Raw genomic sequence first — 23,314 nt, 5'->3', positions numbered from 1 at the left:
CTCAGGCCGGGACGGCCCCTGTCCGGACCGGAGGGCATCGGTAGGCTGAGCGCCACATTGCGCCCTCAGACCGCAGCACCGGATGGCCGAGGAGCGACCAGGAGAGCAACCCGAACAACCGCGGGTTCAGCCGATCGCCCTGCACCAGGAGATGCAGCGCTCCTACCTCGAGTACGCCATGAGCGTGATCGTGGGGCGGGCCCTGCCGGATGTGCGCGACGGCCTCAAGCCGGTGCAGCGGCGCATCCTGTTCGCGATGCACGAGCTGGGGCTCACCCCGGACCGGCCCTACCGCAAGTGCGCCCGCGTCGTGGGCGACGTGCTCGGCAAGTACCACCCCCACGGCGATCAGGCGGTGTACGACGCCCTGGTGCGCCTGGTGCAGACCTTCGCCAGCCGCCACCCGCTGCTGGATGGCCACGGCAACTTCGGCTCGGTCGACGACGACCCGCCGGCGGCCATGCGCTACACGGAAACGCGGCTGGCCCCGATCGCCAACGAGGCGCTGCTGGATGAGATCGGCGACGACACCGTCGATTTCGCCCCCAACTTCGACGGTTCCCAGCAGGAGCCGACGGTGCTGCCGGCCCAGCTGCCCTTCCTGCTGCTCAACGGCTGCACGGGCATCGCCGTGGGCATGGCCACCAGCATCCCGCCCCACAACCTGCGCGAGGTGGTGGATGCCCTGATCGCCCTGATCCGCAAACCCGCTCTCTCCGACGAGAAGTTGCTGGAGCTGGTGCCAGGGCCCGACTTCCCCACGGGGGGCGAGGTGCTCACCGGCAGCGGCGTGCGCGACACCTATCTCACGGGCCGCGGCAGCATCCCGATGCGGGGCGTGGCCCACACCGAGGAGGTGCAGCCGGGCAAGGGCCGCCACCGCCGCAGCGCCGTGGTGATCACCGAGCTGCCCTACCAGCTCAGCAAGGCGGGCTGGATCGAGAAGCTGGCCGAGCAGGTGAACGACGGCAAGATCGGCGGCATCGCCGACATCCGCGACGAATCCGACCGCGAGGGCATGCGCATCGTGGTGGAGCTGCGGCGCGACGCCAAGGCGGAAACGGTGCTGGGCGAACTGCAGCGGCGCACCGCCCTGCAGAGCAACTTCGGCGCCATCCTGCTCACCCTGGTGAACGGGCAGCCGCTGCAGCTGAGCCTGCGCCAGCTGCTGCAGGAGTTCCTCGACTACCGCGAACACACCCTGATCCGGCGCACCCGCCACGCCCTCAGGAAGGCGGAGGACCGGCTCGAGGTGGTGGAAGGCCTCAACAGGGCACTGGGCGATGTGCGCCGCGTGATCGAGATGATCCAGGAGGCCCGCGATGCGGCCAGCGCCCGCGCCAGTCTGCAGGTGCACCTGGATCTGAGCGAGCGCCAGGCCGATGCCGTGCTGGCGATGCCGCTGCGCCGCCTCACCGGCCTGGAGCAGGAAAGCCTGCGCCAGGAGGCGGAGGATCTTCGCCAGGAGCGCAGCCGCCTGCGCCATCTGCTCGACGATCGCGGTGCCCTGCTGGACGCCATGGTGGCCGAGTTCAAGGCCCTGAAGAAGCGCTACGCCACGCCACGCCGCACCCGGCTGGTGGAAGGCGGAGATGCCCTGGTTGCGCAGCGGGCGGCGGCCGTGCGTCCCAGTGCCGGCCTGCAGCGCCAGCAGGCCGTTGCCGCCCTGGCCGCCGACAGCCGGCTGCTGGTGCAGGCCGATGGCCAGGTGAAGATCGTGGCCCCCCAGCAGCTGGGGCGCCTGCACCTCGATGAGCCCGTCGAGCGGGGCGACCATCCCGCCCCCGCGCGGCTGATCCTGCCGGTGAGCGGCCAGCCGGCCCTGCTGGCCTTCACCGATGCCGGCCGGGTGGCCCTGCTGCGCTGGGAATTCGCCGGCCAGCAGCCCGGCCGCCTGGAGCGCTTCCTGCCCGACGGCATGGCCGGCGAGCAGGTGGTGCAGCTGCTGCCCCTGCCCGGCGGCGAGGCGGCGGCGGGGGCGAGCATCGGCCTGCTGAGCAGCGATGGCCGCTTCAAGCGACTGCCGCTGGAGGACTTTCAGGAGCTCTCAGGCCGGGCCGCCTCGGTGCTCAGGCTCAAGGAGGGCGTGAGCCTGCGGCGGGTGGTGCTCTGCCGCGATGGCCAGGAGCTGGTGGTGGGCAGCAGCACGGGGCGGCTGCTGAGGCTGACGGTGAACGACACCAACCTGCCGCTGCTGGGCCGGGCCGCCCAGGGACCGGTGCTGCTGCGGCTGCTGCCGGGCGAGAGCGTGGTGGGCGCGGCGGGCGCGGCGGGCGCCGGGAGCACGGTGCTGCTGGCCAGCCGACTGGGTTGGATCAAGCGACTGGCGGTGGACGGGTTGCGCCTGTGCCAGCGCGGGGATCTGGGGCAGATCGGCCTGCGCTTCAGCCAGCGCCAGGATCAGTTGATCGACCTCTGCGGCGGCGACACGCCCCTGGTGGGGGCGCTGCTCGACAGCGGCCGCAATGCCCGCTTGCAGCCGCAGGATCTGGAGGTCGAGGATGCCACCGGCAGCGGCGTGAGCCTGGGCCTGGCGGAGCAGGAGGAGCTGTCGGACCTGGTGCCACTGGTCGGACAACAGGGGGTCGGACAGGGAGCGGCCAGCTAGGGCGCGGCGGCGGCCACCAGCCTGCGGCGGGCGGCCAGTCCGGCGGGCTCCAGCATCAGCTTGCTGGAGCGCACCGATTCGTCCATCTCGATCGGATAGGCACCGTCGAAGCAGGCGGTGCAGAAGTGGCCGGAATGGGCCTGGGCGGCCTCCACCATGCCCTCCTTGCTGAGATAGGCCAGGGAGTCGACGCCCAGGTGGGCGGCGATCTCCTCCAGGGTGAGCCGGGCGGCGATCAGCTGGTCCTGGGTGTCGGTGTCGATGCCGTAGAAGCAGGGGTGGGTGACGGGCGGCGAACTGATGCGCATGTGCACCTCGGTGGCGCCGGCATCGCGCAGGGCGGCCACCAGCTTGCGGCTGGTGGTGCCGCGCACGATCGAGTCGTCGATCACCACCACCCGCTTGCCGGCCAGCACGTCGGGCAGGGGGTTGAGCTTCACGCGGATGCCCGCCTCGCGCATCGCCTGGGTGGGCTGGATGAAGGTGCGGCCCACGTAGCGGTTCTTGATCAGCCCGTCGCCGAAGGGGATGCCGCTCACCTGGGAGTAGCCGATCGCCGCCGGGATGCCGGAGTCGGGCACACCGATGACGATGTCGGCGTCCACGGGGGTCTCCCGGGCCAGCACCTCGCCGATCCGCACCCGGTAGCTGTAGAGCGACTCGCCGAAGAAACGGCTGTCGGGGCGGGCGAAGTAGATCATCTCGAAGACGCACAGCTTGGCCGGCTCCTCGATCCAGCGGCTGCGCAGGGGGGTGGGATCGCCCTGGCGGAAATGGATGATCTCACCGGGCTGGACGTCGTCGTCGAAGCCGGCGCCGATGATGTCGAGCCCGCAGGTCTCACTGCTCACCACCCACTGGGCCTGGTGGGTCTCGCCCAGGTGGCCGAACACCAGCGGCCGGATGCCGTGACCGTCGCGCAGGGCAAACAGACCATCCGGCGTGCCGATCACCAGGCTGAAGGCGCCGCGGCAGCGGCCGGCGGCCTGGCGAATCGCCCCATCCCAGTCGAGGCCTCCATCCACCGCCTGCTGGACGGCAAAGGCGATCAGCTCGGAGTCGGTGGTGGAGGTGAGTTCGCTGGCGAGATCCGCCAGGTCGTGCCGGAGTTCGGCCGCGTTCACCAGATTGCCGTTGTGGGCCAGGGCGAACGGGCCCAGGCGCGTGTTGAGCAGCACCGGCTGGGCGTTGCACACCTTGCTGCTGCCGGTGGTGGAATAGCGGTTGTGGCCGATGGCGAGGAAGCCGGGCAGACGCTCGAGCACGTCCTGGTCGAACACCTGGCTCACCAGGCCCATGTCCTTGTGCAGGCGCACCTGCCGGTCCTCGCCGAAGACGGCGATGCCGGCCGACTCCTGGCCGCGGTGCTGCAGGGCGTAGAGCCCGAAGTAGGCCAGGTTGGCCACGGGCTGCTGGTCCGCCATGACGGCGTAGACGCCGCAGGCCTCCTCCGGCTTGTCGGGCCGCTCGGAGGTGAGGGAGGGCTCGAGCTGGGCGGTGTGCTGGGGCGGCTGGACGGAGCGCTCGGGGGGAACCACCAGCACAGGCCTCACGATGCACGCCGAAGTTGCATTCTGCATCAGCACCTCGACAACTGGGTGCTGCCCACCTGCTGCGCCGGGAGCTGCCGCCGCGGGCAGGGATCAGGCGGTGGGAGGCAGATCCGGGCCGAGGCGTCGGGGGATGGCCTGCTCGAAACTGCGGCGCAGGTCGGCCACCGGCAGATCGATCAGGGTCTGGTCGCCCTGGCGCAGGCGCAGGCGCGGCTGCTCCAGAACGCTGCCCAGGCACTCCGCGGGCACCGGCGCCGCGCCAGCGGATGCGCTGGACTCCAGGGCGGCGCGCCAGGCCTGGTGCCGCTCCGCCGGCACGCTCACCAGGATGCGTGCGCCTCCCTCGGCGAACAGCAGCCGATCGAGCCGCCCCCGGGCCGCCGCTGGCAGGGCGAGATCGGCGCCGAGGGACGCCTGGGCGGGGGAGGCGATGCAGGCCTCGGCGAGGGCCACCGCCAGGCCGCCGTCGCTGAGGTCGTGGGCGGAAGCCACCAGCCCGGCGGCGATGGCCTGGCGCAGAAAGGCCTGCACCGTCTTCTCCAGGACAAGATCGATCTCCGGGGGCCGGCCGGTGAGGGCACCGTGGATGCGCTCGAGGTAGCTGCTGCCGGCCAGCGTGACGCGTGCATCAGCGGTCTCGCTCAGCGGCACCCCCAGCAGCCAGATGGCATCGCCGGCCTCCCGCCAGGCCTGGCCGCGCACCTGGGCCAGATCGTGCACCAGGCCCACCATGCCCACCACCGGCGTGGGGTGGATCGGCTGCATGGTGCCGTCGGGGAGGCGGGTCTCGTTGTAGAGGGAGACGTTGCCGCCCGTGACCGGGGTGTCGAGGGCCGAGCAGGCGGCCGAGAGGCCGCGGCAGGCCTGGGCCAGCTGCCAGTAGCCGGTGGGGGTTTCGGGGGAGGGGAAGTTGAGGTTGTCGGTGACGGCCAGGGGCTCGGCACCCACGCAGCTGAGGTTGCGGGCCGCCTCGGCCACCGCCGCCATGCCGCCGCGCTCGGGGTCGAGGGCCACCCAGCGGTTGGGGCAGTCGACCACCGCCGCCACCCCGCGGGTGGCCGGGGCCATGGCGCCCTCGCCCTGCTGAGGGCGCAGGCGCACCACGGCCGCATCGGCGCCGCCGGGGGGCACCACGGTGTTGGCCTGCACCTGATGGTCGTACTGGCGGTACACCCAGCGCTTGGAGGCGATGGTGGGGTCGTCAAGCAGGGCCAGCAGGGCGTCGTTCCATGAGGTGGCTGTGCCGCCCGCCGGGGTGATCCCCGCCGCGCTCGCCGCCGGCAACTGGTCTTCGCTCCAGCGCCAGTGGGCCTGGATCTCGGCCGGGGGTTCGCTCAGCAACTCGTGGTGATTGATCGGCGTGTCGTCGGCCAGGGCGCTGGCGGGCACCTCAGCGGCGACCTCACCCTTCTGGAGCACGCGCACGATGTTGTCTTCGAGCACGCGGCCCACCACGGCGGCCTGCAGGCCCCAGCGGGTGAAGCGCTCCATCAGCGCCTGCTCGCGGCCGGGCTTGACCACGAACAGCATCCGCTCCTGGGATTCGCTGAGCAGAAACTCGTAGGGGGTCATGCCGGCCTCACGGGCGGGCACGCGATCGAGATCCAGCTCGATGCCCAGCCCGCCTTTGGCGGCCATCTCCGAGCAGCTGCAGGTGAGGCCGGCGGCGCCCATGTCCTGAGCGGCCACCACATCGCCGCTCTGGAACGCCTCCAGACAGGCCTCGATCAGGCCCTTCTCCAGGAAGGGATCGCCCACCTGCACAGCGGGGCGGTCGTCGAGGGAGGCCTCGGTGAGCTCAGCGCTGGCAAAGCTGGCGCCGCCCATGCCATCGCGGCCGGTGGTGCTGCCCACGTACACCACCGGATAGCCCACGCCCTCGGCGCCGGAGCAGACGATCTGCTCGGTTTCCATCAGCCCCAGGGCCATGGCGTTCACCAGCGGGTTGCCGGAGTAGCTGGCGTCGAACGCCACCTCACCGCCCACGGTGGGCACGCCCACGCAGTTGCCGTAGTGGGCGATGCCGGCCACCACGCCCTCCATCAGACCCACGTTGCGCTCGTCCTCCAGGGGACCAAAGCGAAGGGCATTGAGCAGGGCGATCGGCCGGGCGCCCATGGTGAAGATGTCGCGCAGGATGCCGCCCACGCCCGTGGCTGCCCCCTGGAACGGCTCCACCGCCGAGGGGTGGTTGTGGCTCTCGATCTTGAAAGCCAGGCGCTGGCCCTCGCCCAGGTCCACCACGCCGGCGTTCTCCCCGGGGCCCACCAGGATTCGCGGGCCGGTGGTGGGGAAGCCCTGCAGCAGCGGCCGCGAGTTGCGGTAGCAGCAATGCTCCGACCACATCACCCCGAACATGCCCAGCTCGGCGCGGTTGGGGGCGCGGCCCAGGCGGCGGCAGATCTCGTCGTAGTCGGCCTGGCTGAGGTTCTCTTTCCTGAGCGCCTCGGCGACGGAGTAGTCGGGAGCAGCCACCACGGCCTGCGGGTCGGTTGGATCCAGTGTGGCGGAGCGTGTTACGGCCACCGGCAGCGAGGCGCTCAGATCCAGGGGTCGCCGTCGTCGTCGTCACCGTCGTACGAGCCGCCGCGGGGCAGTGGATCCTGGCGGGGACGGCGGGATCTGCGGGGATGGTCCGGAGGCGGTTCGGCGGTTTCCCAGTCCCAGTCCTCCTCGTCCCAGGGTTCCGGCCCGGGGGGCGCGTCGTCCGACTGCCGCCAGTCCACCGGCTCCTCCTCGACGCCATCGGAGTCGTCCCAGGGCGGCTCCTCCAGCCAGCCCTCCACGCGCGACTCCAGGCGTTCACCGGCCTGCTGCACCTGCTCCCGCCAGCGCCTTGAGCGCCGCAGCAGGTCCTGGCGCACGCTGGCGCGGGCCAGGGGCAGATCGTCGAGGCCCGAGAGCGCCGTGGACACCAGCCCCGGCTGCTGATCGACGATGCGGTCGGGGCTGAGCCGCCAGCGGCTGCTGCCGGGCAGGCGCGGATCGCTGCGGCTCACCAGGTAGTGGCGGATGGCGCCGCTGCGCAGGTCGATGGCGGCATCGGCCACGGTGCCGATCGGCTGGCGGTCGCGATCGAGCAGGGCGGCATCGATCAGGGTGGGCAGGCGCTCGAGCGTGGCCTGATCGGTGTCGGCCGGCTCGCCCTTCACGAGGGCCTCCAGCTCCAGCAGGCCCGCGAGCTGGTTGAGACGCCACACCAGCCGGCGAGTGCCGAACATCGAGGGGCGGCTGGCCCAGCCCAGCACCCGATGGACCGGCGGATGCATCCACACCGCCACGCCGGTGCCCCGCTCAAGACCCTCCTGGTCGCGCACGCGGCGCTTCAGCAGATCGCTGAGCAGCAGCTGCTCGGGAAGGGCCAAGGCGTTCAGACGCGGATCTGAACCGGCATCACCAGATAGGTGAAGTCGGACTCATCCAGCGGACGCAGCACGGCGGGGGTGGTGGGGGCGTTGCACTGCAGCACCACCTGATCGGCGGCCATCACCTTGAGTCCGTCGAGCAGGTAGCGCACATTGAAGGCGATCTGGATCGGTTCTCCCTCGATCCCGGCGGCCACGGCCTCCGAACCCCGGCCCACGTCCTGGGCATCGGCCTGCACCTGCAGCTGGCCGCTGCCGGCCATGGTGCTGAGCTTGACCACGTTGTTGTGCTGGTCGGCGAGCACCGCCACCCGCTCCAGGGCCGCCACCAGGGCGCGGCGATCGACGCTGATGCTGCGGCTGAAGCTCTCGGGGATGAGCTGGCGGTAGCTGGGATAGGTGCCGTCGAGACTGCGGCTGGTGAGCACCTGGTCAGCCCAGAGGAACACCACCTGGCCCCGCTCGCAGAAGAGGCTCAGGGGCTCGCTGGACTGGCGGCCGGAGAGCAGCCGCTCCAGTTCCCGCAGGGAGCGCGCGGGCACGGTGACGGCGAAGGGCTCCCCATCGGCGGCGGCGGGGGGCGTCTCCCCTCCCTGCACCAGACGCAGCACCGCCAGCCGGTGTCCATCGGTGGCCGCGCATTCCAGGGCGTCGTCCTCCAGGCGCAGGTGCACCCCGGTGAGCAGCTGCTTGGCCTCGTCGCCGCTGCTGGCGAACAGGGTGCCCCGCAGTCCCTTGACCAGGGCCTCGACCTCAAGGCGGATGGGCTGACCGGTCTGCACTAGGGGCAGATCGGGGAAGTCCTCGGCGGGCAGGCCCCGCATCTGGTAGGAGCCGGAGAGGCTGGTGAGCTCCACCTGCTCGCCGCCCTCGGGGCAGTGCAGACCGATGGGGCTGTCCGCGGCAAGGCGCGAGACGATCTCCCCGAACAGACGGGCCGGCAGGGTGATGGCGCCGCTGGCTTCCACCTCGGCGCTGAGGCTGGTCTGGATGCCGAGGCTGAGGTCGAAGCCAGTGAGGCTGAGCCGGCCGGTGCCGGCGTCAGCGGTGAGCAGCACATTGGCCAGCACCGGGTGGGTGGGGCGGGCGGCCACGGCCCGGCTCACCAGCTGAAGGCTGGCGCTGAGTTCCGACTGGGAGCAGACCAGCTTCATGGCGGGGGCGGTGAGGCCGGAAGGGCACCGGTGCGCGGATGGGCCACCACGCTTCCACAGGGCGGCGGAATCCGCAACGCCGGTGATCCGCCCGCCTGCCACCCGTCTATGGATCAGATGAAGAGAACAACCAAACCATTGAGCCAGCAGCAGTAGAGGCTGTGGGAATCGGGGAAAACCGGGCAGATCGCCCCAGGGATGCCCTGCTGCCAGGCGTCAGGGCTGCGGAATGGAGGCGAGGAAATGGGGAGAACGGCCCGTTTTCCACCGTTTCCCGCCCCGGTGGAAAAGTCCGGGCCTCCGCGAGGTCCCGCTCGCTCCCCGCTCTCCCCGCGATCGCCTGCTGTTTTGGTCCCCTTCTCCGCAGTCACTTTGTGCACCGGTCCATGCCGGCAGGTCCTGCGGACGCGTCCCCGGCGGCCCATGAAAAAGCCCCCGGCGCTGGGCCAGGGGCGTGGTGGTGAAGCGTTCCGCCGATCCGGTGGGTTCAGAACCCCATCACTTCGGCGACCTTGGCGGTGTCGGCCTCCAGGCCGGTGTGGAAGCGGGCTTCGTTGTGCTCGATGGCGGTGGCGGGGTCCTTGAGGCCGTTCCCGGTGAGCACGCACACCACCGTGGCCCCCGCCGGCACCTCCTCCCGGCGCTTGAGCAGGCCGGCCACCGAGGCGGCGCTGGCCGGCTCGCAGAACACCCCCTCCTGGCTGCCGAGCAGCTTGTAGGCCTCGATGATCTCGGCGTCGGTGACGGCCGTGAAGTCACCGCCGCTCTCGCTGCGCACTGCCAGGGCCTTGTCCCGGTTGACGGGGTTGCCGATGCGGATGGCGGTGGCGATCGTGTCGGGCTGCTCCACCGTGTGGCCCAGCACCAGCGGTGCCGAACCGGCGGCCTGGAAGCCCATCATGCGCGGCACGCTGCGGCAGTGACCGGCGTCGCGGTACTCGTTGAAGCCCATCCAGTAGGCGCTGATGTTGCCGGCGTTGCCCACGGGGATGCACAGCCAGTCGGGGGCTTCACCGAGGGCATCGACCACCTCGAAGGCCGCGGTCTTCTGGCCCTGCAGCCGGTAGGGGTTCACCGAGTTCACCAGGGTGACCGGATACTGCTCGGCCACCTCCTGCACGATGGCCAGGGCCCGGTCGAAGTTGCCCTGGATGGCGATCACCTCGGCGCCGTAGAGCAGGGCCTGGGCCAGCTTCCCCTGGGCCACGTAGCCGTCGGGGATGAGCACGAAGGCGCGCATGCCGCCGCGCCGGGCGTAGGCCGCCGCGGCGGCCGAGGTGTTGCCGGTGCTGGCGCAGATCACCGCCTCCGAGCCCGCCTCCCGGGCCTTGGAGATGGCCATGGTCATGCCCCGGTCCTTGAAGGAGCCGGTGGGGTTCAGGCCGTCGTACTTGAGGAACACCTTCACCCGATTGCCCACCCGCTCGGCGATCGCCGGTGCCGGAATCAGCGGGGTGGCACCCTCCCGCAGGGTGATCACCGGTGTGCGCTCGCTCACCGGCAGCCAGCGGCGGTAGGCCTCGATCAGTCCGGGCCAGTCCTGCATGGTGGCCTGGGCGTTGCCGGGCCCCAAGCCCAGACGCCGCAGGGATGGGAGCAGGGGCAAGGAGGGGTGGACGGCTGGCCTGAATCTAGTTCTCGGCTCCGGTGGTCCCGCGCAGGCCGTCGAGGGGGGATTCGGAGAAGAAGCGCACCAGCTCGGTCACCGAACTCGCCCGTTGCACCAGGGCCAGCAGGTTGGGGATGTTCACCTCCAGTTCCTGAGTGGGATAGGCCTTGAGGAAGGAGACGGCCGAGAGCTCGCCATTGCCGTTCGCCAGCCCCATCACGATCGCCGAGCGCAGGGCCGGAACTCCGGCGCCTGGAGCCTTGAGGGGGTGGAAGATCTGCGCCATCCGCTCCAGCAGGGCCTCGCCGATGCGGGTGTTGAGCAGGCGGCTCACCAGGGTCACCGGCAGGCTGAGCGACTGGTTCAGCAGCGCCGACACGTCCTCCGGGCTCTGATTGCTGAAGCGCAGCACATCAGAGAGCAGCCCCCGGGCCTCCCCGGTCTCCGCCAGCAGAGCCAGGTCGCGCACGGGGATGGAGCGGCGGAAGGCGCCGCTCACGAACACGAGGTTCTCGGCGGCCTGGGCGGCCGGCCCGGTGAGGGTCAGGCCCAGGCCGAGAAGACAGGCCAGCAGGCGCTGGCGACAGCGGAGTGAGGTCATGGCGCAACCCTAGGGAGATTTCAGGCGCTGGCCACCACCGGAGCGGGGCGCAGGGAGGGATCCACGAGCACGTCGCGCAGCAGCCGCACCACACCGCGCTCGGCCAGGCCGCGCGCCACGTCCAGGCCCATCCGGCGCAGCTCCCGTTCCCCCAGCAGCCGGGGCAGGCGCTTCACCAGCAGCCGGGGTTCGAATCCGGGCAGGGCCCGCAGGATCGCCGCCAGCTGCCGGATCGGTTCGAGGCTCATCAGCACCTCGGCGGCGTCCTGGGGCTGGCGCCGGCGCAGCCCGGGGGGCTGCAGCCGTTCCGGCAGGCGCTTGCCCAGGCGCAGGGTGGTCTGCCAGGCCAGGGCATCCACCCGGCTGATCACGGCCTCCACCAGCTGGTGGCGCAACAGGCCGCCGTTGGCCGAGAAGAGGAAATCCAGCACCTGATCGAGCAGGCCGTCGAGATCCAGCTGGGATCCCTGGGCGGCGCTGGCGATGAGGTTGTCGAGCCGCTGCCAGCGGAACACCTCGCCGTCGAAGAGCATCTCCTTCAGGCTGCGGCGCAGGCTGGGATCGGGGTCTTCCATCAGCCGGCGGGCGAAGTAGGGATAGGCGGCGCCGAGGATCTTGAAGTTGGGATCCACGCTCAGGGCAATGCCCTCCAGGGTCACCAGGGAGCGGATGATCAGGGCGTAGTAGGGCGGCACCTGGAACGGGAAGCGGTACATCACGCCGCTCAGGTCGTCGGTGACGGCCTTGAAGTCCATGCGGCTGACCCCCATCTCCAGCGCCTGGCCGAACACCTGTTCGAACGCCGGCACGATCGGCTCGAGGTTCACGTCCTCGGCCAGGAACCCGAGCTGCACGAAATCCTTGCTGAGCTTGCCGAAGTTGCGGTTCACCAGGTGCACCACCGCCTGGATCAGACCGGTGCGCGCCTCCCGGCTCACCTCGCTCATCATCCCGAAATCCAGATAGGCCAGCCGGCCGTCCGCCAGGGACAGGAGGTTGCCGGGGTGGGGGTCGGCGTGGAAGAACCCATGCTCCAGCAGCTGCTCCAGGCTGCAGTTCACGCCCACCTGCACCAGCTCGTCGGGGTCGATGCCCTGGGCCCGCACCGCCTCCAGGTTGGTGAGCTTGACCCCATCGATCCACTCCATCGTCAGCACCCGCCGGCTGGTGGCCTCGCGGTGGATGCGGGGCACGGCGATGCGGGGGTTGTGGGCATGCAGCCGGGCGAAGCGCTCGGCGTTGGCGGCCTCGTTGAGGTAGTCCATCTCCTCGAACACCCGGGTGCCGAGTTCGTCGATCAGGGCCACCAGGTCGCTGCGGATCAGGCGCACGTTGCGGTTCAGCCAGGCGGCGAGGTTGCGCACGATGTAGAGATCGAGGGTGATCTGCTCGCGCAGCCCTGGCCGCTGCACCTTCACCGCCACCCGCTCACCGCTGTGCAGCACGCCGCGGTGCACCTGACCCAGGGACGCGGCCGAGATCGGCTCGCGTTCCAGTTCGGTGAAGACCGCCTCCACCGGCGCGCCGAGGTCCTCCTCGATGCAGGCCATGGCCAGCACGGGATCGAAACCCGGCAGCTGATCCTGCAGCTGGGCCAGTTCCTCCAGCAGCACCGGCGGCACGATGTCCGGCCGGGTGGAGAGGGCCTGGCCGGCCTTGATGAAGGCCGGCCCCAGGGAGGCCACGAGGTCGGCGGCCTCCCTGGCGCGGGCGCGGGCCAGCCTGGGGTTGCGCAGCCGTTTGGTCAGCCAGTCGAAGCCCACCCCCAGCAGGTAGAGGCTGATCGGCACCAGGGTCTGCCACAGGCGCCGCAGCAGCCGTTCCGGGTGGCCCGCATAGATGCGGGTGATCGCCGCCGGGTCGTAGTGGAGCAGCCCGGAGGCCTCGATGAAGTCGGCCAGCTCGCCAGCGGCCGGCGCCGCCGTTGTGGGGAGTGCCTCCGTGGCTGCCGCTGTGGCTGCCGCCGGTTGCACCGCCGCGCGCATGGCGGCCGCGGCCGCTTCCAGGGCGGTGACCTCCTCGGCCACGGTCACGCGGTCCAGGTCCTCCGGCGGCTGCCCGGCGGGGCCGCTGCTGGAGGCGCGGTCGGAGGTGGAGGCGGGAGGGCTGCTCACCATGGCGTTCGGGGTCGCAGGGGAGTGGGACGGGGCCTGGGTGGCGGCGGGGTGTGGGCTCAGGCGGGAGGCCGCGCCTGATCTCCCCTGGAGATCCCCCTTCTAAACGACGGAAACTGCCGCTACGGTCGCTGCGAACACCTGTTCTATCCCGCGGCGGCCGTGCTCACCGGACTGCGCCTGGAGAACATCGCCCTGATCGAGCGGCTGGAGCTCGATTTTCAGGGGGGCCTAACGGTGCTCACCGGCGAGACCGGTGCCGGCAAGTCGATCCTGCTCGATGCCCTCGACGTGCTGCTCGGCGGGGCCCAGGCCGGCGGCGGCGCGCGCCTGCTGCGCCAGGGCTGCAGCCAGGCCCGCATCGAGGCCGGTTTCGCCCTCAGCCCACCGCTGCGGGCCTGGCTGGCGCAGCAGGAACTGGAGAGCGACGACGACGAACTGCTGCTCAGCCGCGAGTGGCGGCTTGGCGATGGCCGCCTCAGCAGCCGCCACCGCCTCAACGGGGTGGCCGTGAACCGGGGCCAGATCCAGGAGCTGCGTCCCCTGCTGCTCGATCTCACCATGCAGGGGCAGACCCATCAGCTGGCCCGCCCGGGCGAGCAGCGCCGCTGGCTCGACCGCTTCGGTGGCGAGAGCGTGCAGTGCCGTCTGGCGCCGGCGGTGGAGGCCTGGCGCGCCTGGGTCCGGGCCCGTGACGCCCTCGACCGGGCCACGGCCCGCTGGCAGGAGCTGGAGCACGAGCGGCAGCGGCAGGAGCAGCTGCTGGCCGATCTGGAGACGGCCGCGCTCGACGATCCGCTGGAGCGGCTGCACCTGCAGCAGGAGCAGGACCGGCTCTCCCACGGCGTGCGCCTGCAGGAAGGCGTGATGACCCTGCTGGGCCGCTTGCAGGAGGGGGCCGAGGCCGCCCCGTCGGTGCTCGACCACCTGGCCGCCTGTGACCAGGAGCTGCAGCTGATGAGCGGTCTGGATGGCTCGCTGGAGCCCCTGCGAGAGCGGCTCGCCGGCGTGCTGGCCGAGCTGCAGGATCTGACCCGTGCGTTCGACCGCTACGGCGGCGGGCTGGAGAGTGATCCCGAGAGCCTCGATCAGCTCCAGCAGCGGATCGCCGACCTGCGCGCCCTGGAGCGCCGCCACGGCCTGGAGCTGGCCGAGTTGATCGCCCTGCGCGACCGGCTGCGGGAGCAGCTTGCCCCGGGGGGTGCCGCCGCCGAGCTGGAGCAGCTGGCCAGCGAGGAGGCCGGCGCCCGCGGCCGCCGTGATCAGGCCCAGGCCGCCCTCAGTGCCGCCCGGACCACCGCGGCGGCGGCGCTGCAGGAGCAGCTGATGGAGGCGCTGCGGCCCATGGCCCTGGCCCACGTGCGCTTCGCGGTGGCCATCGAACCCTGTGAGCCTGGCGAGCAGGGGGCCGACGTCGTGCGCTTCCTGTTCTCCGCCAACCCCGGCCAGCCCCTGGCGCCGCTGGCGGAGGTGGCCTCCGGCGGCGAGATGAGCCGCTTTCTGCTGGCCTTGAAAACCTGCCTGGCCGCCGCCGATCCCGATGTCACCCTGCTCTTCGACGAGATCGATGCCGGCGTCAGCGGCCGGGTGAGCGGCGCCATGGCGGCGCTGCTGCAGCGCCTGGCCCGCCGGCGCCAGGTGTTCTGCGTCACCCACCAGCCCCTGGTGGCCGCGGCGGCTGACCACCACTTCAAGGTGAGCAAGGCGGTGGAGGGCGGCATCACCCACACCCGGGTGTCCCACCTGCGGGACACCCGGGCCCGCCAGGCGGAACTGGCGGAGCTGGCCGGCGGCGACGCGGCCGCGGTGCACACCTACGCCGCCAGCCTGCTGGAGCGTCAGACCGTCTGAGGGCATCTGACCTGATCCGGCCCCAACCGATCGGCATCCATCCGTTCATCGATCAGGTCGTCGAGAGTGACGAAGCGGTAACCGCGCCTGCGCAGCTCCGGCACCACCGTGCGCAGGGTGGCCAGGGTGGCTGCGATCGTGTCGGGCCGGTCATGGAGCACCAGGATCGCCCCCGGGTGCACGTTGGCCAGCAGAAAGCGCCGCAGGAACCACAGGGGCGGGTGGCTGGTGTCGAACGGGAACACCGACCCCAGCACCAGGCGGTAGCCCTCGGCGTGGAGGGTCTTGAGCATGGCGCCGTGAAACCAGCCACGCCCCGGCCGGAACCAGCGCAGCGTCAGGGTCCGGGGAGCGGCCGCCCGGCGGAGGGCAGCGGCGGTGCGGCGCAGCTGATCCAGGAAGGCCTCGGGGGGCAGGCGTGCCGAGGTGCTGTCGTCGGCCATGTGGTTGCCGATCTGGTGGCCCTCCGCCAGCGCCTGGGCCACGAAACCCTCGCCGCCCCGGCTCAGGTGTCCTCCGATCAGAAACAGGGTGGCCGGCACGTCCAGCCCGCGCAGCAGTGCGAGCAGCTCCAGGCTGCCGGCACCGCTGGGGCCGTCATCGAGGGTGAGGGCCACCAGCTTCCGCCCGTCCAGGCCCCGGCCCCGCCCGCGAATCACCACCCGTGGTGCCAGCGCTGCCAGCAACCGGCGCACCAGCCAGCACAGTGCCGGGCTCAGCAGCAGCGCCAGCCCCCAGCACAGGTTGCGGATCAGCCGGCGCATGGACGCTCCCTCCAACGCAATCAACCCGGCGCAAGCAAGGCCCTTCATACACCGTTACATTTGAGGTCCATCCGGATCCCGCCTCGGTCGTCATGCCCTGGACCGCCGCCGACATCCCCGACCAGTCGGGCCGCCTGGCCCTGATCACCGGTGCCAGCAGCGGCCTGGGTCTGGAGACCGCCCGGGCCCTGGTGGCCCGGGGCGCCACGGTGATCCTCGGCTGCCGCTCCCGCGCCAGAGCCGAGCGGGCACGCCAGGAGCTGCTGCCCGCCGCCGCCAACGGGGGAGCGCTCGATCTGCTCGATCTCGATCTGGCCGACCTGGCCTCGGTGGTCCGCGCCGCCCGGCAGCTGGCCGACCGCTATGGCCGTCTCGACCTGCTGATCAACAACGCCGGCGTGATGGGGCTGCCCCGGGCCCTCACCCGCGACGGTTTCGAGCTGCAGTTCGGCATCAACCACCTCGGCCACTTCGCCCTCACGCGCGCCCTGCTGCCGCTGCTGCGCGGCCAGAGCGATGCCCGCGTGGTCACCGTGACCTCCGGTGCCCAGTACTTCGGGCGCATCGACTACGACGACCTCCAGGGTGAGCGCCGCTACGACCGCTGGAAGGCCTATGGCCAGAGCAAGCTGGCCAACGTGATGTTCGCCGCCGAGCTGCAGCGGCGGCTGGATGCCGAGGACGCCGGCGTGCGCTCCCTGGCGGCCCATCCCGGCGTGGCCCGCACCAACCTGCAGCCCGCCTCGGTGGCCGCCAGCGGCTCCTGGATCGAACCCCTCGCCTACCGGCTGATGGCGCCGCTGTTCCAGAGCGCGGCCATGGGCGCCCTGCCCCAGCTCCATGCCGCCACCGCTCCCCAGGCCCAGCCCGGCGGGCACTACGCACCCGATCGGTTCGGAGGCATGCGCGGCTGGCCCACCCAGGCGCCCATGGCACCCGCCGCCAGCGATCCCTCCCAGCGGCAGCGCCTCTGGCAGGTGAGTGAGCAGCTCTGCGGGGAGGCTCTGGAACGGGTGTCGGCGCATCGCGACGACGCCTCGCTGGTGGCCTGAGGGCTCTGGCAAGCTCAGGGCCATCCCCCTCGATCTGGAGCCGGCCTGTGATGCCGAAGCTGCCCTTGCGCCTGCTCCCGACGGCCCCGGGCCCCGCCCGCCGTGCCGCCCTGGTCGGGGTGGCGGTTTTCGCTGGGGGCGTCCTGGGCGCCGGTCTGCAGCTGCGCGCCTCTGCCCAGGATCTGTTCATCTATCCGGCCGGTGGTCAGAGCGCCGAGCAGCAGCGGCGGGACACCCTGGACTGCCGCCTGTGGGCGATCGACCAGACCGGCTTCGATCCCACCGCTCCGGTGCCGGACAGCCGGACCCAGATCCCCGCGGAGCCCCGGGCCAGGAACCAGGCTTCGTCCGGCTTGGTCCGCTCCACGGCGCGTGGTGCCGTGGTGGGGACGGCCGCGGGAGCGATCATGGGCAACACCGGCCGCGGTGCTGTGGCCGGCACCGCCGGTGGTGCGATCGTCGGTGCCGGACGGCAGGTGGATCAGCGCCGTGACCAGCAGCAGGCCTCCCGCGACCTGGAGCGCCAGCAGCAGATTCTCGAGGCTGAGCGGCAGCAGTTGCAGCACTACCGGCGGCAGGCCTTCAACCGTGCCGTGACCGCCTGCATGGAGGGCCGGGGTTACACCGTCAGCTGAGCGGGGTCCAGCGAAGCGCCCCGGCGATGCGGGTCACCGCCCCAGGAGAAACCGCAGCAGCGACAGCAGGATGATCAGGCCGATGCCGGTGTTCCATACCAGGGCCTGACGCCGGCTGAGCCGCTCCAGCCAGACCGGCCAGCGGCCCTGGTTGCGCTCCACCATCCAGGTGGCTAGCAGCAGCAGCGCCAGCGGGATAACCAGCGCCAGGTAGAGCTCCGTGCCCATTCGTCCTCTCTGGCGCCAGGTTCTCCGGAGGGATCATGCCTGGAGCAGCCCGGGAGTCCACCCCCATTGCCGCCATGACGGGTCACGACCGCCAGTGGGCGCTCAACCGCCGCAATTTCGAGGGCCGCTGGTGCGGCACCAGCCACTGGTACCTGCGCCCGCAGGACAGTGCGGCCGGTGCCGCGCCGCTCGATCTGGAGCGGCCCAGCCGCACGATCGATGACACCTGCTACGCCATCAGCTTCAGCGACGACGACAACGGCCTCTGGGATGGCCGTGGACTGCTGCTGGCCCCCGGCGGCCAGCGCCGGCTGCCGCTCTCCCGGGCCACCTACAACCGCGGCGGCCTGTGCTGGCAGTTCCCCGGGGCCGGCGGCCAGTCGAGCCTGGCGGTGGATCCGGCCCAGCCGCGCTTCGGCCATGAGGTGAACCTCTTTCACCGCCGCTCGCGCTCCATGCTGGTGCTGCTCTACGCCCCGCTGGACACCGGCGAGGGGCTGTGCTGGAGGCTCGACGCCGTGGCGGCGGTGGCCTTCCGCTGCACCCTCACGAGCCCCGGGGACCCGGCGCGACCAGCCGTCAGGGACTGGCGCGCCCTGCTGGCGGAGCAGGAGGGCTGGCCGGGGCGCATGGAGCGGCTCGAGCCCCACCGCCCGCCCGCCGAAGCCCCGCCGGCGGAGCCCTGTGGGGCCTTCCGCGCTGCCGACTTCGCCCTGCACGCCGGCACTGCCGGCTTTGCCGACGGCCTGGTGTGTTCCGTGCCCGAGGAGCTGCCGGCCGGTGCCTTCGTGCTGCAGGTGGGTTGCCGCCTCGAGGCCGACCGCTTCCACCAGATCAGCCTGCGCTTCGGCGCCGATCAGCGGCTGGAGGCCTGGGAACTGCGGCGTTTCCAGCGGCCGTGAGACCCCGGCTCCCGCAGCGGCGCGGCTCCTCTCCCTCCCTACGGTGCCTGCCATGCCGACGTCCGCCGACCCCACTCCCTACCTCGAGCTGCAGGCCGTGGAGGCCTGGCTCGGGCCCCGGCCGGTGTTCACCGACCTCTGCCTGCGCCTGCATCGGGGCGAGCACACCGTGATCCTGGGTCCCAACGGCTCGGGCAAGAGTTCGCTGGTGAAGCTGCTCGGCCGCGAGCTCTATCCGGTGGTGAAGCCGGGCTCGTGGCTGCGGATCTTCGGCAGCACCTCGGTGAACCTCTGGGAGCTGCGCGGCCGCATCGGCCTGGTGTCGCCGGATCTGCAGGCCCACTACCGGCCCCAGGTGAGGGCCGCCGATGTGGTGCTCTCGGGCTTCTTCGGCTCGGTGGGCATCGGCCGCAGCCAGCAGCCCACGGCCGCCATGGCGGCGCGGGTGGCGGAGCTGATGGAGCAGCTGGGGTTGGCGGAGCTGGCCGGGCGGCCCTTCGGCCAGCTCTCCGACGGTCAGCGCCGCCGGCTGCTGCTGGCCCGGGCCCTGGTGCACCAACCGGAGGTGCTGGTGCTCGATGAGCCCACCAACGGCCTCGATCTGCGGGCCCGGCACCAGCTGCTGGGTCTGCTGCGGGAGCTGGCGCGGGGGGGCACCACCCTGCTGCTGGTGACCCACCAGATCGAGGCGATCATCCCGGAGATCCGCCGCGCCGTGCTGCTGCGCGCGGGCCGGGTGGTCGGTGACGGGCCGGTGGAGGAGCTGCTGCGGGACGGCCCCCTGAGCGACCTGTTTGCCACGCCGCTGCGGGTGTGCAGCGCCAACGGCTACCGCCAGGTGCTGCCGGCGGACTGAGGGGCAGCCCTCAGGGTCCGAACGTGACGGTGCGCTCCTGCAGATCGGTCCAGTAGTTGAGGCGAATGCGCTGGGAGGCGCCGCCGCCGGTCGGGAAATGGAAGGTCTTCTGGGTGCCGTCCCAGCTGGTCTGCTCCGCCGTCACGGCGCGGCCGTCGCGGATCTGCAGCGCGTTGATCAGCGCCGGCAGGGGGCCCGTCACCGTCACGCCCATTGCCGCGGGCGCGGCGCCCGCGGCCGGCTGCACCTGAAACGGTCCCAGCGCCTGCGGCGGACTGGCGGGTGTGAGGCTGAGCTCGCCGCTCTCGCGCCGGGAACCGGTGAACACCACCACCGATCCGCGCAGGGAGCGTTCGTCCACCCGGCCGAACAGGTCCTCTCCGGACTGCACCGAGAAGAGCAGATGGAGGCCGTCGTCGGTGGCTTCGGGGAAGGGTCCGAGCTGCACCGGCGAGTTGCCCGTGCGGGTGAGGCTGAGATCGCTGCCATCCCTGCCCCGCAGGGAGGTGAGCTGCAGCGAGCCCTCCTTCACGCCGGTGAGGTCGCGGCCCTGCACCAGGTAGACGATCTCGAAGCCGGTGTCATGGCCCAGGGGCTTCTTCTCGAACGGGATCGTTCCCGGCAGGGGGGCGCTGGCGCGGAACTGCACCGCTCGGGCAGTCAAGGGCGTCGCCTGCTGCTGGGCCTGGACCCTGCCGAGGAGCCCGGGCGCGGCGAACCCGAGGCCGATCGGCATCGCCAGGCCCAGGAACGCTGCGGCCAGACCGGTGACGACATGGCTCCCGCGGGAGAGCATCAGACCGCTGTTCACTCCGCCCTCAATCTGGCAGCGGGGGGCCCGCGAGCCCGCAGCCGAAACCGGCCCGCCTCGTCATTGTGTGCGCTCCTCCTCCAGCAGGCGCTGCAGGTCGGCGAGCGCCCGGGCACGGGCCCTCACCAGCTCAAGCCGGTCGCTGGCGTGGAGCACCCGGTAGAGGGATCCGTCCAGGAGCCCGTAGGCCGCCTGAAGCCAGCGGAACTGGGCCTCACGCCAGCTCTGCCAGTGCCGCTGCGACGTCTCCAGGAGCGCCCGCTCCTCTGGCGGCAGCCTGCGCGACAGCGCCGACAGCGTGCGCTCCAGGTCCCGCTCCCAGGCCAGGGCCCCCTCGGCCAGGCAGGCGAGCATCCCAGCCGTGCCGAGGGCCTGCTCCAGACAGGCGGCGGTCTGCTCGTCGATGGCCGCCCGGGGGTCGGCCCGGACCGGCGCCGGTGCCAGCCCTGCCGCCACCGCCACCCCCGTCGCCAGCGCCAGGGCCAGCAGGGCGGGAGCGGCCGGCGCGCGGCTCCGTGGGCAGGCCGAGCGGGACCAACGACCCATCGCGACCATCCCGGCGGCTGGGACCATCCTGGCTGCGCCTTGACCCATTGATGTTCAATGCTACCGTTATATGTGAGCAGAGTCGAACTCCTGCTCCACTCCTCCCTTCACCCCATCCGTTCTCATCCCCCATGGCATCCACGTCCCTGGCTCCCAGGCGGAGCCACCCCTGGGAGTCCTTCAAGGACTGGATCACCAGCACCGAAAACCGCCTCTACATCGGCTGGTTCGGGGTGCTGATGATCCCCACCCTGCTCACCGCCGCGATCTGCTTCGTGATCGCCTTCATCGCCGCACCGCCGGTGGACATCGACGGCATCCGCGAACCGGTGACCGGCAGTCTGCTCTACGGCAACAACATCATCACCGCGGCAGTGGTGCCCAGCTCCAACGCCATCGGCCTGCACTTCTATCCCATCTGGGAGGCCAGCAGCCTCGATGAATGGCTCTACAACGGAGGCCCCTACCAGCTGATCGTCTTCCACTTCCTGATCGGCATCTATGCCTACATGGGCCGGGAATGGGAGCTCTCCTACCGCCTCGGCATGCGTCCCTGGATCGCCGTGGCCTACAGCGCCCCGGTCGCCGCCGCCACCGCCGTGCTGCTGGTGTACGCCATCGGCCAGGGCAGCTTCTCCGACCCCATGCCCCTGGGCATCTCCGGCACCTTCAACTTCATGCTCGTGCTCCAGGCCGAGCACAACGTGCTCATGCACCCCTTTCACATGCTCGGCGTGGCCGGGGTGTTCGGCGGCGCCCTGTTCTCCGCCATGCACGGTTCACTGGTGACCAGCTCGCTGGTGCGGGAGACCACCGAAACCGAGAGCCAGAACCGCGGCTACAAGTTCGGCCAGGAGGAGGAGACCTACAACATCGTGGCCGCCCACGGCTATTTCGGTCGCCTGATCTTCCAGTACGCCTCCTTCAACAACAGCCGCAGCCTGCACTTCTTCCTCGCCGCGTGGCCGGTGGTGGGCATCTGGTTCGCCGCCCTGGCGGTGGTGAGCTTCTCCTTCAACGTCAACGGCTTCAACTTCAACCACTCGATCCTCGACAACCAGGGCCGCGTGGTGGACACCTGGGCCGATGTGCTCAACCGGGCCGGCCTGGGCATCGAGGCGATGCACGAGCGCAACGTGCACAACTTCCCCCTCGACCTGGCGGCGGTGCCGTCCGAGCCCATGGCCCTGCGTGCTCCGGCGATCGGTTAGCGGGACTTTGACCCCCGCCCAGCCGTGCCTTTCGGGGCCTGGAGGAATCCGGGCCCTTCTTCCCGATCGTTTCCATCCCGGTTTCCACCCCAGCCTGAGGAAGCGCCCCGCCCCGCTCCACCCCCCGGCCCTGCCATGACCGCTCCGCTCTCCTGCGTCCACCCCGCCCGCCCGTCCCGCTCCCGTCGCCTGGCCGCCCTGCTCCTGGGCGGCCTGCTGGGGGTGCTGCTGCTGGTCTGGCAGCCCGCGCCGGCCAGGGCCGCCGCCGGCGAAGCCCCGGTGGATCCCGCCACCCTGGCCCGCGCGGTGGATCAGATGGAGCAGCTCGACCGCCTGCGCATCTCCCTGGCCTCCACCCTCGAGGGCAGCAGCGAGGAGCCCACGCTGGACACCATGCGCCAGGTGTGCAGGCCCGTGGGCCAGCGGGCCGTGGCCATCGGCCGGGAGAACGGCTGGACCGTGCGCCAGGTGGCCAGCCGATACCGCAACCCCGACCATGCCCCTGCCGGTGCCCAGGAAACCGGCGTGATCGATCTGTTCAGCCGCCATCCCGAGGTCACCGGGCTGTGGGAACCGGCCACGGCCGATCAGGGCGCCGGCGTGAACTATTACCGCCGCATCGACGTGCAGGCCAGCTGTCTGGCCTGCCACGGCAGCAGGGAGAGCCGGCCCGCCTTCGTGAAGGAGCGCTACGCCGACGACAGGGCCTTCGATTTCAAGCCCGGCGACCTGCGCGGCATGTACGCCGTGTTCATCCCCGAGCTGCAGGAGGCCCTTCAGCAGGCCGGCTGACGCCAGAGGCCCAGCCATTCGTCACCCCGCCCGGCGATGGAGCCTCGGGCCGGCTCCCAGAGTTCCTCCTCCAATCCGGCCTGCCGCCACAGCTGAGCGAGCTCCCGGGGATCACTGCCCCAGGGGGGGCCGCTGGCCCGGCCGTGGCACCAGAACAGACCCAGCAGCCAGCCACCCGGCCGCAGCAGGTGCACCACCGTGGCCCTGTAGGCGCTGCGCAGCGGAGGATCGATGGCGCAGAAGCAGGTGTGCTCCAGCACGCCCGCCAGGCTGCCGGGCCCCAGTCCGGCGGCCTCCAGTGCCGCCCGGTCGAACAGGTCGGCCTGCAGCCAGCGCAGGCCGGGGCGGTCGGGGCCGTGCAGCCGGCGCGCTTCGCGCAGGGCCTCGCCGCTGAAATCCAGGCCCAGCACGGAGAAGCCCAGCTCGGCCAGCAGGGCAGCCTCATGGCCGCGGCCGCAGCCGGGCACCAGCACCGGGCCTCCAGGTTCGGGAGCGCGGGGATCGTGGCGCAGGAATGCGGCCAGGGGCGGAGCGGGCTGGCCCAGTTCCCAGCCGTCGCCGCCCTCGCGGTAGCGCTGGTCCCAGCGCCCGGGAGCCGACGGTCCGGCCTCAGGATGCGCGCTCATCGGCGAAGCGTGCCACAAGCAGGCCGACAGGCCTTG

Annotated in this window: 20 protein-coding genes; 8 read left to right on the top strand and 12 right to left on the bottom strand. The window is 71.6% G+C overall.

Annotation, left to right across the window (positions count from 1 at the left end; all coding sequences use genetic code 11):
• Window positions 1–82: 82 nt before the first annotated feature.
• Window positions 83–2,608, top strand: a complete 2,526-nt coding sequence (locus tag KBY90_RS04375; RefSeq protein ID WP_254967253.1) for a DNA topoisomerase (ATP-hydrolyzing) subunit A — start codon at window positions 83–85, stop codon at window positions 2,606–2,608.
• Here KBY90_RS04375 and purF read toward each other — a convergent pair.
• The 7 genes from purF to KBY90_RS04340 form a co-directional block, all read right to left on the bottom strand.
• Window positions 2,605–4,032: an amidophosphoribosyltransferase gene (gene purF / locus KBY90_RS04370; RefSeq protein ID WP_396122540.1), complete on the bottom strand. Its 1,428-nt coding sequence runs from the start codon at window positions 4,030–4,032 to the stop codon at window positions 2,605–2,607. The two genes, KBY90_RS04375 and purF, sit on opposite strands and share 4 nt — an antisense overlap.
• Window positions 4,033–4,251: 219 nt before the next feature.
• Window positions 4,252–6,636, bottom strand: a complete 2,385-nt coding sequence (gene purL / locus KBY90_RS04365) for a phosphoribosylformylglycinamidine synthase subunit PurL (RefSeq protein WP_396122539.1) — start codon at window positions 6,634–6,636, stop codon at window positions 4,252–4,254.
• 65 nt (window positions 6,637–6,701) lie between these two features.
• A complete protein-coding gene (locus KBY90_RS04360; protein ID WP_254967250.1) occupies window positions 6,702–7,526 on the bottom strand; it encodes an RNA methyltransferase in 825 nt (274 codons plus the stop codon).
• A 5-nt stretch (window positions 7,527–7,531) separates the two neighbouring features.
• A complete protein-coding gene (gene dnaN, locus KBY90_RS04355; RefSeq protein WP_254967249.1) occupies window positions 7,532–8,680 on the bottom strand; it encodes a DNA polymerase III subunit beta in 1,149 nt (382 codons plus the stop codon).
• Window positions 8,681–9,167: 487 nt separating this feature from the next.
• The gene (gene thrC / locus KBY90_RS04350) at window positions 9,168–10,226 is read right to left on the bottom strand and encodes a threonine synthase (RefSeq protein WP_254967370.1); all 1,059 of its coding nucleotides are present in this window, start codon (window positions 10,224–10,226) and stop codon (window positions 9,168–9,170) included.
• Between the two features lie 85 nt (window positions 10,227–10,311).
• A complete protein-coding gene (locus KBY90_RS04345) occupies window positions 10,312–10,890 on the bottom strand; it encodes an alpha/beta hydrolase (protein WP_254967248.1) in 579 nt (192 codons plus the stop codon).
• A gap of 20 nt (window positions 10,891–10,910) precedes the next feature.
• Window positions 10,911–13,007 (bottom strand): AarF/ABC1/UbiB kinase family protein, encoded by a 2,097-nt coding sequence (locus KBY90_RS04340; RefSeq protein WP_254967247.1) that lies wholly within the window; start codon window positions 13,005–13,007, stop codon window positions 10,911–10,913.
• 159 nt (window positions 13,008–13,166) lie between these two features.
• Here KBY90_RS04340 and recN point away from each other — a divergent pair, with 159 nt between their 5' ends.
• Window positions 13,167–14,855, top strand: a complete 1,689-nt coding sequence (gene recN, locus KBY90_RS04335; RefSeq protein WP_254967246.1) for a DNA repair protein RecN — start codon at window positions 13,167–13,169, stop codon at window positions 14,853–14,855.
• Here the strand turns inward: recN and KBY90_RS04330 are convergent.
• Window positions 14,843–15,619: a polysaccharide deacetylase family protein gene (locus KBY90_RS04330; protein WP_254967245.1), complete on the bottom strand. Its 777-nt coding sequence runs from the start codon at window positions 15,617–15,619 to the stop codon at window positions 14,843–14,845. The two genes, recN and KBY90_RS04330, sit on opposite strands and share 13 nt — an antisense overlap.
• 92 nt (window positions 15,620–15,711) lie before the next feature.
• Between KBY90_RS04330 and KBY90_RS04325 the strand changes: the two genes are divergently transcribed.
• Entirely contained in the window at window positions 15,712–16,671 is a 960-nt protein-coding gene (locus KBY90_RS04325) for an oxidoreductase (protein WP_254967244.1), read from the top strand.
• 50 nt (window positions 16,672–16,721) lie between these two features.
• Window positions 16,722–17,306, top strand: a complete 585-nt coding sequence (locus tag KBY90_RS04320; protein WP_254967243.1) for a hypothetical protein — start codon at window positions 16,722–16,724, stop codon at window positions 17,304–17,306.
• Window positions 17,307–17,339: 33 nt separating this feature from the next.
• Here KBY90_RS04320 and KBY90_RS04315 read toward each other — a convergent pair whose 3' ends face one another.
• Window positions 17,340–17,534, bottom strand: a complete 195-nt coding sequence (locus KBY90_RS04315) for a hypothetical protein (protein WP_254967242.1) — start codon at window positions 17,532–17,534, stop codon at window positions 17,340–17,342.
• A gap of 35 nt (window positions 17,535–17,569) precedes the next feature.
• On the opposite strand from KBY90_RS04315, the gene KBY90_RS04310 reads away from it, so the two are divergent.
• Both KBY90_RS04310 and KBY90_RS04305 read left to right on the top strand, forming a co-directional pair.
• Window positions 17,570–18,436, top strand: a complete 867-nt coding sequence (locus tag KBY90_RS04310; RefSeq protein WP_254967241.1) for a hypothetical protein — start codon at window positions 17,570–17,572, stop codon at window positions 18,434–18,436.
• 52 nt (window positions 18,437–18,488) lie between these two features.
• Window positions 18,489–19,292, top strand: a complete 804-nt coding sequence (locus KBY90_RS04305; protein ID WP_254967240.1) for an ABC transporter ATP-binding protein — start codon at window positions 18,489–18,491, stop codon at window positions 19,290–19,292.
• 10 nt (window positions 19,293–19,302) lie between these two features.
• Here KBY90_RS04305 and KBY90_RS04300 read toward each other — a convergent pair whose 3' ends face one another.
• The gene (locus KBY90_RS04300) at window positions 19,303–20,088 is read right to left on the bottom strand and encodes a hypothetical protein (RefSeq protein ID WP_254967239.1); all 786 of its coding nucleotides are present in this window, start codon (window positions 20,086–20,088) and stop codon (window positions 19,303–19,305) included.
• A gap of 75 nt (window positions 20,089–20,163) precedes the next feature.
• Window positions 20,164–20,649, bottom strand: coding sequence for a lysozyme inhibitor LprI family protein (locus tag KBY90_RS04295; protein WP_254967238.1), 486 nt, complete (start codon window positions 20,647–20,649; stop codon window positions 20,164–20,166).
• Window positions 20,650–20,780: 131 nt separating this feature from the next.
• Here KBY90_RS04295 and psbA point away from each other — a divergent pair, with 131 nt between their 5' ends.
• Together psbA and KBY90_RS04285 are read left to right on the top strand one after the other, a co-directional pair.
• Window positions 20,781–21,860 carry a photosystem II q(b) protein gene (gene psbA, locus KBY90_RS04290; protein ID WP_254967237.1) on the top strand — a complete coding sequence of 360 codons (1,080 nt, stop codon included), beginning with the start codon at window positions 20,781–20,783 and terminating at the stop codon, window positions 21,858–21,860.
• A gap of 135 nt (window positions 21,861–21,995) precedes the next feature.
• Window positions 21,996–22,652 (top strand): DUF3365 domain-containing protein, encoded by a 657-nt coding sequence (locus KBY90_RS04285; RefSeq protein WP_254967236.1) that lies wholly within the window; start codon window positions 21,996–21,998, stop codon window positions 22,650–22,652.
• Here KBY90_RS04285 and KBY90_RS04280 read toward each other — a convergent pair.
• Window positions 22,637–23,278: a methyltransferase domain-containing protein gene (locus tag KBY90_RS04280; protein ID WP_254967235.1), complete on the bottom strand. Its 642-nt coding sequence runs from the start codon at window positions 23,276–23,278 to the stop codon at window positions 22,637–22,639. The genes KBY90_RS04285 and KBY90_RS04280 overlap by 16 nt on opposite strands.
• Window positions 23,279–23,314: the final 36 nt, after the last annotated feature.

Origin of the sequence: Cyanobium sp. CH-040, from assembly GCF_024346135.1 — a bacterium.
Taxonomy (GTDB): Bacteria; Cyanobacteriota; Cyanobacteriia; order PCC-6307; family Cyanobiaceae; genus NIES-981.
Note: the sequence above shows the minus strand (reverse complement) of the source record. Positions and strands in the feature narration are given on the sequence as shown.